The sequence below is a fragment of the Streptomyces sp. NPDC036764 genome (assembly GCF_055609385.1).
Genome location: NZ_JBVJPT010000001.1, coordinates 83,084 through 95,994, shown reverse-complemented (window position 1 = coordinate 95,994; position 12,911 = coordinate 83,084). Strand labels below are relative to the sequence as shown.

Sequence of the window (12,911 nt, the reverse complement as noted above, 5' to 3'; positions counted from 1 at the left end):
CAGGGCTGATCCGACGGTCGGGGCCGAGCCCCGCGCGGTGTCAGCTACAACCGCTGGTCGAGCCGCAGCCCTCGCAGATGTAGCAGGAGCCGGCCCGCTGCATCTTCGTGCCGCAGGAGAAGCAGAGCGGGGCGTCGGCCTGGATGCCCAACTGCATCTCCACCAGCTCGGCGCTGGTGTGAGCCTGCTGCGGAGCGGGCTTGGCCGCCTCGACCTCGGCCTTCGGCGTGGCGACGGCCTTCAGCTCCTGTGCGCGCGGCGCCGACTGGGCCAGGCCCTCGACGTCGACCTCGTCATCGCCGGCCTCGTACGAACCGGTCTCCAGGTGACGCTGACGCTCCTCGGCGGAGTGGATGCCGAGCGCGGAGCGCGTCTCGAAGGGCAGGAAGTCCAGCGCCAGGCGACGGAAGATGTAGTCGACGATCGACTGCGCCATCCGCACGTCCGGGTCGTCCGTCATGCCGGCCGGCTCGAAGCGCATGTTCGTGAACTTCGAGACGTACGTCTCCAGCGGCACGCCGTACTGGAGGCCGACGGAGACGGCGATCGAGAAGGCGTCCATCATGCCCGCGAGAGTCGAACCCTGCTTGGACATCTTCAGGAAGACCTCACCGAGACCGTCGTCCGGGTAGGAGTTGGCGGTCATGTAGCCCTCGGCGCCGCCGACGGTGAAGGACGTCGTGATGCCGGGACGGCCCTTCGGGAGGCGCTTGCGGACCGGGCGGTACTCGACGACCTTCTCGACCGTCTCACGGATGGTGGCCTCGGCCTTCTCCGTGATCTCGGTCTTCTCCTTCTCCTTGGTCTTGGCGGAGAGGGGCTGGCCCACCTTGCAGTTGTCGCGGTAGATCGCGAGCGCCTTGACGCCCATCTTCCAGGCCTCGAAGTAGATCTCCTCGACCTCCTCGACGGTCGCCGACTCCGGCATGTTGACCGTCTTGGACAGGGCGCCGGAGATCCACGGCTGGATCGCGGCCATCATCCGGACGTGGCCCATCGCGGAGATGGAGCGCTCGCCCATGGCGCAGTCGAACACCTCGTAGTGCTCGTGCTTGAGGCCGGGGGCGTCGACGACATTGCCGTGGTCGGCGATGTGGGCGACGATCGCCTCGATCTGCTCCTCCTGGTAGCCCAGGCGGCGCAGGGCCTGCGGGACGGTGCCGTTGACGATCTGCATCGAACCGCCGCCGACCAGCTTCTTGAACTTGACCAGCGCGAGGTCGGGCTCAAGACCGGTGGTGTCGCAGGACATCGCCAGACCGATGGTGCCGGTCGGGGCGATGACGGACGCCTGGGAGTTACGGAAACCGTTCTTCTCGCCAAGGCGCTGCACGTCCTGCCAGGCCTCCGTGGCGGCGGCCCAGATCGGCGTGTCGAGGTCGTCCATGCGGACGGCCTTGCCGTTGGCGTCGGCGTGCTGCTTCATGACGCGCAGGTGCGGCGTCGCGTTGCGGGCGTAGCCGTCGTACGGGCCGACGACCGCGGCGAGTTCGGCGGAACGGCGGTACGACGTGCCGGTCATCAGGGAGGTGATGGCACCGGCGAGGGCACGGCCGCCGTCCGAGTCGTACGCGTGGCCGGTCGCCATCAGCAGGGCGCCGAGGTTGGCGTAGCCGATGCCGAGCTGGCGGAACGCGCGTGTGTTCTCACCGATCTTCTGCGTCGGGAAGTCCGCGAAGCAGATGGAGATGTCCATCGCGGTGATGACCAGCTCGACGACCTTCGCGAAGCGCTCGACCTCGAAGGACTGGTTGCCCTTGCCGTCGTCCTTCAGGAACTTCATCAGGTTCAGCGAGGCGAGGTTGCAGGACGTGTTGTCCAGGTGCATGTACTCGCTGCACGGGTTCGAGCCGTTGATGCGGCCGGACTCCGGGCACGTGTGCCAGTGGTTGATGGTGTCGTCGTACTGGATGCCGGGGTCGGCGCAGGCCCAGGCGGCCTCGGCCATCTTGCGGAACAGGGCCTTGGCGTCGACCTCTTCGATGACCTCGCCGGTCATACGGGAGGTGAGGCCGAACTTGCCACCGGACTCGACGGCCTTCATGAACGTGTCGTTCACGCGGACCGAGTTGTTGGCGTTCTGGTACTGGACGGACGTGATGTCGTCGCCGCCCAGGTCCATGTCGAAGCCCGCGTCACGCAGGGCGCGGATCTTCTCCTCTTCCTTCACCTTGGTCTCGATGAAGTCCTCGATGTCGGGGTGGTCGACGTCGAGGATGACCATCTTGGCGGCGCGACGCGTGGCGCCACCCGACTTGATCGTTCCTGCGGAGGCGTCCGCACCGCGCATGAAGGAGACCGGACCGGAGGCGTTGCCACCGGAGGACAGCAGCTCCTTGGAGGAGCGGATGCGGGAGAGGTTCAGGCCGGCACCGGAGCCGCCCTTGAAGATCATGCCCTCTTCCTTGTACCAGTCGAGGATCGACTCCATGGAGTCGTCGACGGACAGGATGAAGCAGGCGGAGACCTGCTGGGGCTGCGGGGTGCCCACGTTGAACCAGACGGGGCTGTTGAAGCTGAAGATCTGGTGCAGGAGGGCGTACGCCAGCTCGTGCTCGAAGATCTCGGCGTCGGCGGGCGAGGCGAAGTACTTGTAGTCCTCGCCGGCCTTCCGATACGTCTTCACGATGCGGTCGATGAGCTGCTTGAGGCTCACTTCGCGCTGCGGGGTGCCGACGGCACCGCGGAAGTACTTGCTGGTGACGATGTTGACCGCGTTCACCGACCAGAAGTCGGGGAACTCGACGCCGCGCTGCTCGAAGTTGACCGAGCCGTCGCGCCAGTTGGTCATGACGACGTCACGGCGCTCCCAGGCCACCTCGTCGTACGGGTGCACGCCGGGAGTGGTGTGGATGCGCTCGATACGCAGTCCCTTGGTCGCCTTGGTGCCCTTGGCGCGGGAACTCCGTGCCGGACCGCTCGCCGTCTCTGTCATGCCGCCTCCCTGTACGGGCTAAAACGCCCTGAAGTGCCGCGATGTTCCCCGTGGCACGTGTTCTGTCTTGCGCTGCGGGCACCCTCTGATCGCCACCCGCAGCAGGTCTTCTGTCGCCGCTCTCTCGACCGGATCCGGGGTCTGACGTCCGGATCCGGCCCGCCCTAGTCGGCGGCGTTGGCGGGCACGGGGACCTGTGCAGTCCCTCCGGACCCGCGGTCGTCTTCCTGGCCCCCTGTGACTGCGTCTACGTCGACTTCGCGGTCGTCCTCGTCCGCGGCGGGGCGTCCCGTCGCATCTCGTAGCTCCGCGATCGCGGCCTCGAAGTCCTCGAGCGAGTCGAATGCCCGGTAGACGGAGGCGAATCGCAGAAAGGCGACGAGGTCGAGCTCCTGCAACGGGCCGAGTATGGCCAGCCCCACGTCGTGGGTGGTCAGCTCGGCGCTTCCGGTGGCCCGCACCGCCTCCTCGACCCGTTGGCCGAGCTGGGCGAGCGCGTCCTCGGTTACAGGTCGTCCCTGGCATGCCTTGCGCACGCCGTTGATGACCTTGGTACGGCTGAACGGCTCGGTGACTCCGGACCGCTTGATCACCATCAGCGAGCATGTCTCCACCGTCGTGAAGCGACGGGAGCAGTCAGGACACTGGCGGCGCCTGCGGATCGACGTGCCGTCGTCGGTCGTACGGCTGTCGACGACACGACTGTCGGGGTGCCTGCAGAAGGGACAGTGCATAACTCCCAACCCTCCTCACAGCAGACTCGATAGCCTCGCTGGGCCTCATGGGCCCCGCGAAGCAGCCCCAAGCATAGGCGATCTCCGAGGGTCCGAAGACCGGGGGGACCACAACTTCTGGGCTGCTGCTGCAATCCAACCACTAGATGTGGGGATTGGCTCATACATCCAGGCCATACGCGCGTGTCGCACAGACATGGCAGATGGCGTACCGCCACGTCCGCCCGCCGCACACTCCGACGCGCAGCCGTATCGCTGCAGCACATACGGAGATAGCGTGAGCGCCACACGGAGGGGACGTGGGACTCCCGCACAGATGGGGGTCGGTTCCCGGCTGAGCTGGTCCTGGATGGCAGACTGGGGCAACAACCCACGAGGTCGTCACCCCCGGCGGCGAAGAGTACAACAATGGGCCCTTTTGCCCGCCGGACAGTTCGTCAGCCATACACCCCGACACGCGATCACGTAAGCCGATTCGCGATTTTTCACTCGAACGTGTGTTTGGCGCAACCTTTCGAAAGCAACTACCGTTGTGCAGCAGGGAGACCATCGAGAGGGGCCGACGTGACCACCACCGCAGACAGTGCCACCATCACTGCCCAGGACCGCTCCCAGGGCCGACTCGAGCCGGTGCATGCGATGAACGAAGCCGTGAATCCCGAGGGACACAAGCGCTCCCTACCGGGTCGACCTCCCGGTATCCGGGCGGACAGCTCAGGGCTCACCGATCGCCAGCGCCGCGTGATCGAAGTCATCAGGGATTCCGTGCAGCGCCGTGGCTACCCGCCGTCGATGCGGGAGATCGGCCAGGCGGTCGGCCTGTCCAGCACATCCTCGGTGGCGCACCAGCTCATGGCACTGGAGCGAAAGGGCTTCCTCCGCCGCGACCCGCATCGCCCGCGGGCGTACGAGGTGCGCGGCTCCGATCAGGCCGCCTCCGTGCAGCCCACCGACACCGCCGGCAAGCCCGCGGCGTCGTACGTCCCCCTGGTCGGCCGCATCGCCGCCGGTGGCCCCATCCTCGCCGAGGAGTCGGTCGAGGACGTCTTCCCTCTCCCCCGGCAGTTGGTCGGCGACGGCGAGCTGTTCGTGCTCAAGGTCGTCGGTGACTCCATGATCGAGGCCGCGATCTGCGACGGCGACTGGGTCACGGTCCGTCGTCAGCCGGTCGCCGAGAACGGCGACATCGTGGCCGCGATGCTCGACGGCGAAGCCACCGTCAAGCGCTTCAAGCGCGAGGACGGGCACGTCTGGCTCCTCCCGCACAACTCCGCGTACGAGCCGATCCCCGGCGACGACGCGACCATTCTGGGCAAGGTGGTGGCGGTGCTGCGGCGCGTGTGACGGCTGCGGCGGGCGAGCCGATAGGCGTCGCCCTCTGACCGGGCCCCGGGACCCCTGCGCCGGTTCCGGGGCCCTGTGCTGTCCCGAGCGCGACACGCTCGAGCGCACCGGCCGGGCGTGCCGCAGGAAGCGGACTGGACCCGGTGTCCGCGGATTTTGGACCAGTGGTTAGCCTGTCGCGGTGCCGCGACAGGCTAACCACGGTGGTCCTGGCTACTCCGCCGCCGCTTCGGCCTCTTTCTGCGACGCCGACGCGTCGATGGCGGCCAGCGACTTTCGGACCTGATTACGATCCGTCGTGTACCAGAAGTCGGGGAGTGACGCCTTCAGATAGCTCCCGTACCGGGCTGTGGCCAGCCGCTGGTCCAGTACGGCCACCACGCCCCGGTCTCCTGAAGCCCGTACGAGGCGCCCGGCGCCCTGGGCCATGAGCAGCGCGGCGTGGGTGGCGGCGACCGCCATGAAGCCGTTGCCGCCGGCGTCCTCCACCGCCTTCTGGCGAGCGCTCATAAGCGGGTCGTCGGGGCGCGGGAACGGGATCTTGTCCATGACGACAAGCTGGCAGCTCGGCCCGGGTACATCGACGCCCTGCCAGAGCGAGAGCGTGCCGAACAGGCAGGTCTTCGGGTCGGCGGCAAAGCTTTTGATCAGCTCACCGAGCGTCTCCTCGCCCTGGAGGAGGATCGGAAACTCGGGGATGCGGGAGCGGAGCTCCTCGGCGGCAAGCTGGGCGGCTCGCATCGAGGAGAACAGGCCGAGCGTGCGGCCGCCGGCCGCCTGGATCAGTTCGGTCAGCTCATCGAGCATGTCCACGCGGTCGCCATCCCGCGCGGGGCGCGACAGGTGCTTGGCGACGTACAGGATGCCCTGCTTGCGGTACTCGAACGGCGAGCCGACATCCACGCCCTTCCACTGCGGGAGGTCGTCGCCCTCGGTGCCCTCCGGCGCGAGCCCCAGCGAGGCACCGACACCATTGAAGTCACCGCCCAGCTTCAAGGTCGCGGAAGTCAGGGTGACGGAGCGGTCGGCGAAGAGCTTCTCCCGCAGCAGACCCGACACCGACATGGGCGCCACCCGAAGGGACGCCCCGAAGCGGTCGTGACGCTCGTACCAGACGACGTCCCACTCGGAGCCGTTGGTGATCCGCTCCGCCACGTCGTGCACCGACTCGACCGAGGCCAGCGCCTGCTTACGGACCGCATCCTCGTCCTGCACCGACTTGTCGCGGGTCGCGCCGATCGCGGAGATCACGGTGCGGCAGGCATCGCGCAACGCCATGAGCGCGTAGGCGAGGTCCTCCGGGATCTCCTCCAGACGACCCGGCAGGGCCAGCTCCATCAGCCGTTCGAAGCCCTCGGCGGCGGTCTGGAGCTGGTCGGCGGCCTTTTCGTTCACGAGCTTCGCGGCGCGGCGCACCGCGCGGTTGACCTGACCCGGGGTGAGTTCGCCGGTTGCTACTCCGGTGACACGGGACACCAGTTCGTGCGCCTCGTCGACGATCAGGACCTCGTGCTGCGGGAGGACCGGGGCGCCCTCGATGGCGTCGATCGCGAGCAGCGCGTGGTTGGTGACCACGACCTCCGACAGCTTGGCCCGCTCCCGGGCCATCTCGGCGAAGCACTCCGCGCCGTACGCGCACTTCGAGGCACCGAGGCACTCCCGCGATGACACCGACACCTGCGCCCAGGCGCGGTCGGACACACCGGGTGTCAGGTCGTCGCGGTCGCCCGTCTCCGTCTCGTCCGCCCAGTCACGCATTCTCAGCAGGTCCTGGCCCAGCTTGCTGGTGGGTGCGGCTGCTTCGAACTGGTCGAAGAGGCCCTCCTCCTCGTCCTGCGGGACGCCCTCGTGCAGCCGGTGCAGGCACAGGTAGTTCGACCTGCCCTTGAGCATCGCGAACTCCGGGCGACGGCGCAGCAGCGGGTGCAGCGCATCGACGGTGCGCGGCAGGTCCCGCTCCACGAGCTGGCGCTGAAGCGCCAAGGTGGCCGTCGCCACGACGACGCGCTCTCCGTGCGCGAGCGCGGGCACGAGGTAGCCGAGCGACTTTCCGGTGCCGGTGCCGGCCTGGACGAGCAGGTGGCTGCCGCCGTCGATCGCCTCGGCGACGGATTCGGCCATCGTCACCTGGCCGGGGCGCTCCGTACCGCCGACAGCGGTGACGGCAGCATGCAGGAGTTCGGGGAGTGAGGGCTTTTCCATAGAGCGACCACCCTACGGCTCCGCACTGACAAACGAGCGCCCGCGGCGGGGGCGGGGACTGGATCAAGACCGGGCGTTCGTCCGGCGACGATCGGATCGGATCGGGTGGCCATGAAATCGGTCCGGGTGCATGCGGGATCGGTTCCGTCGAGGTCAGGGAGGGTTCGGGTGAGTGTGGGGTTTGCTCGGCGTGGTCGGTTGGGCTTCAGATGCGATCAAGGTCGATCGGATTTGGCCGGGCGGTTCGGGCGCCCGGCCGAGACGGCAATGGTGGCGGAGGCACACAGTCCGTCCTGCGGACGCGAGCGATCGACCCGGTCGTGACGGAGATCGACTCGGCCTGAATTCAGTCCGTCGGAAGTGGGAACCGGATCGACGTGAGCGGTGTACCAAAAGTGACGACGTTGCGACGCGGCGTCACATCAGATAGCGCAGGCTTCGGTCTCTGATCATGAGGGCGGCCCGCTTTGCGGGCAGGTCGATCTCGGCGGAGAACCGGAAGCCCGCGGTCAAGAAGGCGGCGACGGAAGGGGTGTTGCGAATGTCCGGTTCGGCGACGACGCGAGCGCAGACGGGCCGCTTGTCGAGTACCTGGTCGGCGACGGCGCGGAGAAGGGTTCCTCCGAGCCCTCGCCCTCGATCGCCCACGGCACCGATGAGGAGATGGACTCCAGTGTCATGGGGCCTGGCCGGGTAGTGACGGGCCAGCGGGTCGAGGTCGGCCCGGTAGACCTCCCAGTAGCTCATCGGCGTACCCTCCAGCAGGCCCACGCACGGGACGCTGCGTCCGTCGCCGAAGAGCTGGGACCGCAGATGCTCCTCGATGGCGTTCTCCGGTCCGGCGAGACCCCAGAACGCTGTGACGGCAGGGTCGTTCATCCAGCGGCTGATGATCGGGAGGTCTCGCTCGATCCGCACGGGCACTAGGTGCAGTACCCCTGCCGGGGTGCTGACCGGTCCCCAGTCGGCGACGCCTCCGAGGAGATCGTCGGTGTTCTGGACGGTGGAAGCGGGCGCGTCCCCAGGCGCAAACGTGTCTGTGCCCGCGCCTGCGGCAGTGCCCGCGCCAGTGTCTGCGCCTGTGACAGTGGCCGCGCAAGTGGCAGTGGCCGAGCATGTGGCAGTCGCTGTGGCTGTTGGCGTGGCCGCGATAGCGGTCGCACCAAGGCTCCGCCTCCCGCCGGCACCGGTGTCCTCCGCGAAAAGCGCGACGAATTCGTCGGGCAGATGCAGGTCCAGCGTGTCCTCGCTGTCTGCGGCCGCATCGGCAGCCGGGCCGATACGGCTGTCACGAGCGGTCGGGCTCGCGGTGGTGCCGATGTCGGTGCCCGGGGCAGCACCTGCGTTGGCACTCGCGTCGGTGGGAGGCACGGAGACGCTCCTCTCAGGAAGCGGGATGGGGCATGTTCCTCAGGAATGAAGGGGGTTGGCGATCGTGACGTACACGGACTGGGTGTCGACAGGGCCTACAAGTTCGTCGAGGCCGTGGATCCGGGTCAGGAGGTTGGCTTTGCATCGCAGGACCGGTGAGTCGAGCAGGCGGGCTGGAAGTGACGTGCGCAACCGATTGGGACCGGCTGCCGCTTCGCCGAGGAAGCGACGGAATGCGGCGAGCAGCAGTTGTTCGTCGACGAGATGCTGGGAGCCGAAGGCGCCGATGAGACCGAGCACATTGTTGATCGCGAGGTAGTACGCGAAGCGCTCGTCGGCGACCTCGTCCGAGACGAAGGTGTCGCTGTGCTCGCCGATGCCGGGCAGCCGGCCCTCCAGCTCCGCGCGCCGGGACTCGCGGAAGTAGTAGCCCTGGTTGTCGCGGTACCGGCCACCCGAGGGCAAGCCGTCGCCGTCCAGCAGGAGCAGCGTGTTCTGCTGGTGCGCCTCCAGGGCGACTCCGGCCTCGGCGTCCAGCCACAGCACAGGGCGAACGACATGTTCGAGGTAACGCAGGAACCACTCGACGGCAACGGCTCCTCGGGGGCGACCGGTTCGGGCGGCGAGACGCGTGATCAGCTCGGCCAGCCGGGACCGCAGCGGCTCCCCGTCCAACCGGCGTCTGGCTGCGGTGACGCCTGTTTGTGGGTGAGGAAGGGGTGAGACGAGTCCGGCTACGCAGGACACATCGTCGGACGGCCGGAAGGGATTGTGCCGGATCATCACGTCGAGACCCGGGACGGGGACTCCGTCCAGCCCGTCGACGGCGATCCAGGCCGGGTCGCGAACGATGTCGAAGGTCGGGTGCTCCGCCTGCCACTGCGTCGAGAGACCACTGCGCAGGAGTCGATGCACCTCTACGCCCCGGTGCAGTTCCTTGCGGAGGTTCTCACGGCGGGAGTTGGTGATGCGCAGCCCCAGAGACAGCTTGAGCATGGCCGGAGCACCGGGCCGATAGACGGTGCGTACGGAGGAGGTGGGATGCCACGGGTCGCCGATGTCACCGAGGTCGACCAGCAGTCCGGCATCGAGCAGGGCGGCGGCCTCGGGGCGGTTCCGGACCTCGCGCAGTTGCCATGGGTGGAGCGGCAGGGCAGTGCAGCCGTCCGGCAGCGACAGGTCAGGGCCGGCAAGTCGAGCGGTGAGCTGGGACGCGGGGACTGCACGGCCGCGTTCGGTCCACGCCGAATCAGTGGCGAGCACGGAAGGGGAGACGGCCAACCAGTGCACGGGGAAGGAGCCACGCAACTCGGGTGAGTACAGACGGGCTTCAGTCCCGGAGAGGCTCTCGCGGCTCTTCGGCGTCGGGTGGTGCGGGTGTCCGAGGAGGAGCGCCTGCTCGGCCGCGAGGAAGAGGTCAGGGCTGTCGACCGGGTTGGCCCGACGCTCGCCGATGAAGGTGGCGGTTCGTTGGGTGGAGTCGGCGACGCAGGCGACGAGGTCGGTGGCGGCGGTCATCGCGGAGAACGCCACAGGTGCGGGCGTCGGTACTGAGGAGGTCTCGGGGCTATCGGAGGTCCGGTACAGCGCCTCCCTGGTGAGGAGTGCGGCAAGGGTGACGGAGTCGATGAGCGAGGACTGATCGGTGGCGGCGGCCAGATGCGGAAGGCCGAAGCGATGCCACCCCGTCGGGGACCAGTAGTGGACCGGGGCGACCAAGGCCGTGCCAGTGGCGGGCAGCAGGATGCGGAGGATCCCGTCGTGGGGTGCCGGGAGGTTGGTCTCGCGTACCCAGCAGCGGAGCAGGCTCTCCACGGCGGCGGCCTGGGCTGCGGTGTGCGGGTCGGGGTGCTCCAGCAGATCGGGAGTAGCGCCGCACACGTGCTCGATGTCCGGGGCGCCTCCTTGCATCGGCGTGCGGACCGGTACCTGCGCAGACGCTGCGATGCGTGGCGAGGCGGGCTCGTGCAGAAGGTGCCCTAGCTCGGGTGGGGTGGGACGGCGGCCGCCAGTCGTGGGGGTGCTGTTCAAGGCTGGTCCTCGTGAGGTGGTTCCGGCTCGCGGCAATGGGAGCGGGAGCCGTACTGCGTTGGGGATGGCTGTGGAGCCGCGTTCCGAAGAGTGCGTTTGGAGGGGGTGCGTCAGTTGGAGGCAAGGTTGCGGAGGTACGTGATGCTTCGCTTGGGAGTGGGCCGCCGGCCGGGGTGGGCACGGTCGAAAGGCGACGAGGCGAGGGCGCAGGCCAGAAAACGCGCCGGCACGCCCCCGGCTGCGGCCGCGCTACCCGGCCTGGTCAGTGCGATCTGCGTGATCTGCGTGATCAGCTCGGTCCGCGCGAACAGCTTGGTCAGCTCCGTCCGCGCGAACAGCTTGGTCAGCTCGGTCCGCGCGAACAGCTTGGCCGGCTCGGTCCGCGCGATCGCCGCGGTCGCCGCGTCGGCGCTGACCAGGTTGCGGTCGGTGCTGCCGGTCGTGACCGGCGTGGCTGCGGGATACCGCGTCCACCGCGTCGGCGAGCCGGTCGAGTACGGCTGCCGCCTGCTCGTCGCTGATGGTCAGGGGTGGCAGGAGCCGTACGACGCTGGAGTGGCGGCCGCCGAGTTCGACGATGAGGCCACGTCGCAGGCACTCGCGCTGGATGGCGACCGCAAGTTCGGGGGCGGCGGGTCGAGGCGTGCGATCCCGGCTGGCTCGCATCGCCTCAGCCTCCGTGCGTGCCGCCCGGGCGGCGGGGGCAATGCGGGTCCTCGAACCGCCCGCACTCCGGACAAGGGCGGGGCCCGCAGGGCCACCGGCCCCACCACCGGAACCGCCAGTCCCCCCGGGGCCGGTCGAAGGGCCCGGCACCGCCTGACCTTCCCTTCCCCCGAGGCCGGTCGAAGCACCCCGCACCGCCTGGCCACCCGCTCCCCCGTGCCAGTCCGGAGCGGCCAGCACCTCACCGTCCAGGACCGGCGGCCGCTCCCCGTCGCGGACGGGTTCCGCGTCCGGTTCCACCACCTCGACCCCGATCATCAAGCCTCTGCCGCGCACATCCCCGATGCACTCGAACTCAGCGGCGAGTCCTTCGAGTTGGTGCAGCATGCGGGTGCCCAGGTCGGCCGCGCGCTCGGCGAGGCGGTTCTCGCGGACGTAGGCGAGGGTGGCCATGCCGGCGGCCATGGCGAGTTGGTTGCCGCGGAAGGTGCCGGCGTGGGCACCGGGTTGCCAGGCGTCGAGGTCGTCGCGGTAGACGATGACGGCCAGCGGCAGGCTGCCTCCGATGGCCTTGGAGAGGACCATCACGTCGGGGGTGACGCCGCTGTGCTCCACGGCCCAGAAGGAGCCGGTGCGCCCGACGCCCGTCTGGACCTCGTCGGCGATCAGAGGGATGGACCGGTCGGCCGTGATCTGGCGCATACGCCGCATCCACCCGTCCGGGGCGGGGATGACTCCCCCCTCTCCCTGGACGGGTTCGAGGATCATCCCGGCGGGTTGTCGGACCCCCGATTTGGGGTCGTCGAGGACGGATTCGGTCCAGCGGGCGGCGAGTTCGGCGCCGCGTCGGCCGCCGACGCCGAACGGGCAGCGGTAGTCCTGGGGGTAGGGCAGGCGCGCGACGCGTACGTCGAATGCGCCTCCGGATGCCTCGAGGGCGCCTGCGGTCATGCCGTGGTAGGCGCCGCTGAAGGCGAGGATGCCGGTGCGTCCGGTCGCGGCCCGGACGAGCTTGAAGGCTGCTTCCACGGCGTCGGTGCCGGCGGGTCCGCAGAACTGCACGCGCGCGTTGTCGGCGAGCCCGGGCGGAAGAGTGTGGAACAGCTCGGTGATGAAGGCGTCCTTGACGGGCGTCGCCAGGTCGAGGACGTGCAGAGGGGCGCCCGAGTCGAGGACCTTGCGGATCGCCTCCAGGACGACGGGGTGGTTGTGTCCGAGCGCCAGCGTCCCGGCGCCGGAGAGGCAGTCCAGGTAGCGGCTGCCGTCGGCACCCTCGATCGTCAGCCCACGTGCTCGCACCGGCACGATGGGCAGGGCTCGGGCGTAGGTGCGCGCCGCCGACTCGCGCGCCGACTGCCGTCGCAGGATCCCCTCGTGCACGGCGCCCACCCCCGCCGACTCGGTCGTATCCCCGCGCACAGATTCGGTCACGGCCATGGCTCCCTGTCCTCCCGCTGTCCAGGGGCGAGCAGGTCTTTCGTATCCTCGCCCGACCCGACATACGAAGCCCCGCGAGCGTCCACTCGAAACTCCGGGGAACTGGGCACAGGGGCCGCTCACGGGCGGCGGGCCCCCACGGCTACCAACCGTCGACCGTTCACCGGGTTACGGGTTTGCTTCAAGATCCT

General features: G+C 68.9%; 7 protein-coding genes. 1 reads left to right on the top strand and 6 read right to left on the bottom strand.

Annotated features, from left to right (window positions below; translation table 11 throughout):
* Positions 1–40 precede the first annotated feature (40 nt).
* Entirely contained in the window at positions 41–2,935 is a 2,895-nt protein-coding gene (locus ACZ69Q_RS00395; RefSeq protein ID WP_471033848.1) for a vitamin B12-dependent ribonucleotide reductase, read from the bottom strand.
* A gap of 164 nt (positions 2,936–3,099) precedes the next feature.
* Positions 3,100–3,669, bottom strand: coding sequence for a transcriptional regulator NrdR (nrdR, locus tag ACZ69Q_RS00390; protein ID WP_471033846.1), 570 nt, complete (start codon positions 3,667–3,669; stop codon positions 3,100–3,102).
* Between the two features lie 564 nt (positions 3,670–4,233).
* Between nrdR and lexA the strand changes: the two genes are divergently transcribed.
* Complete coding sequence (gene lexA, locus ACZ69Q_RS00385) at positions 4,234–5,013, top strand: transcriptional repressor LexA (protein WP_123997280.1); 780 nt, start codon at positions 4,234–4,236, stop codon at positions 5,011–5,013.
* 213 nt (positions 5,014–5,226) lie between these two features.
* On the opposite strand, the gene ACZ69Q_RS00380 is transcribed toward lexA, so the two are convergent.
* From ACZ69Q_RS00380 to ACZ69Q_RS00365, 4 genes are all read right to left on the bottom strand, one after another.
* Positions 5,227–7,215 carry an ATP-dependent DNA helicase gene (locus ACZ69Q_RS00380; protein ID WP_471033844.1) on the bottom strand — a complete coding sequence of 663 codons (1,989 nt, stop codon included), beginning with the start codon at positions 7,213–7,215 and terminating at the stop codon, positions 5,227–5,229.
* A 417-nt stretch (positions 7,216–7,632) separates the two neighbouring features.
* Positions 7,633–8,586 (bottom strand): GNAT family N-acetyltransferase, encoded by a 954-nt coding sequence (locus ACZ69Q_RS00375; protein ID WP_471033843.1) that lies wholly within the window; start codon positions 8,584–8,586, stop codon positions 7,633–7,635.
* Positions 8,587–8,625: 39 nt separating this feature from the next.
* Positions 8,626–10,497: an IucA/IucC family protein gene (locus tag ACZ69Q_RS00370; RefSeq protein WP_471039958.1), complete on the bottom strand. Its 1,872-nt coding sequence runs from the start codon at positions 10,495–10,497 to the stop codon at positions 8,626–8,628.
* Between the two features lie 369 nt (positions 10,498–10,866).
* On the bottom strand, positions 10,867–12,720 hold the full coding sequence (locus ACZ69Q_RS00365; protein WP_471033842.1) for a diaminobutyrate--2-oxoglutarate transaminase family protein: 1,854 nt from the start codon (positions 12,718–12,720) through the stop codon (positions 10,867–10,869).
* Between the last annotated feature and the right edge of the window lie 191 nt (positions 12,721–12,911).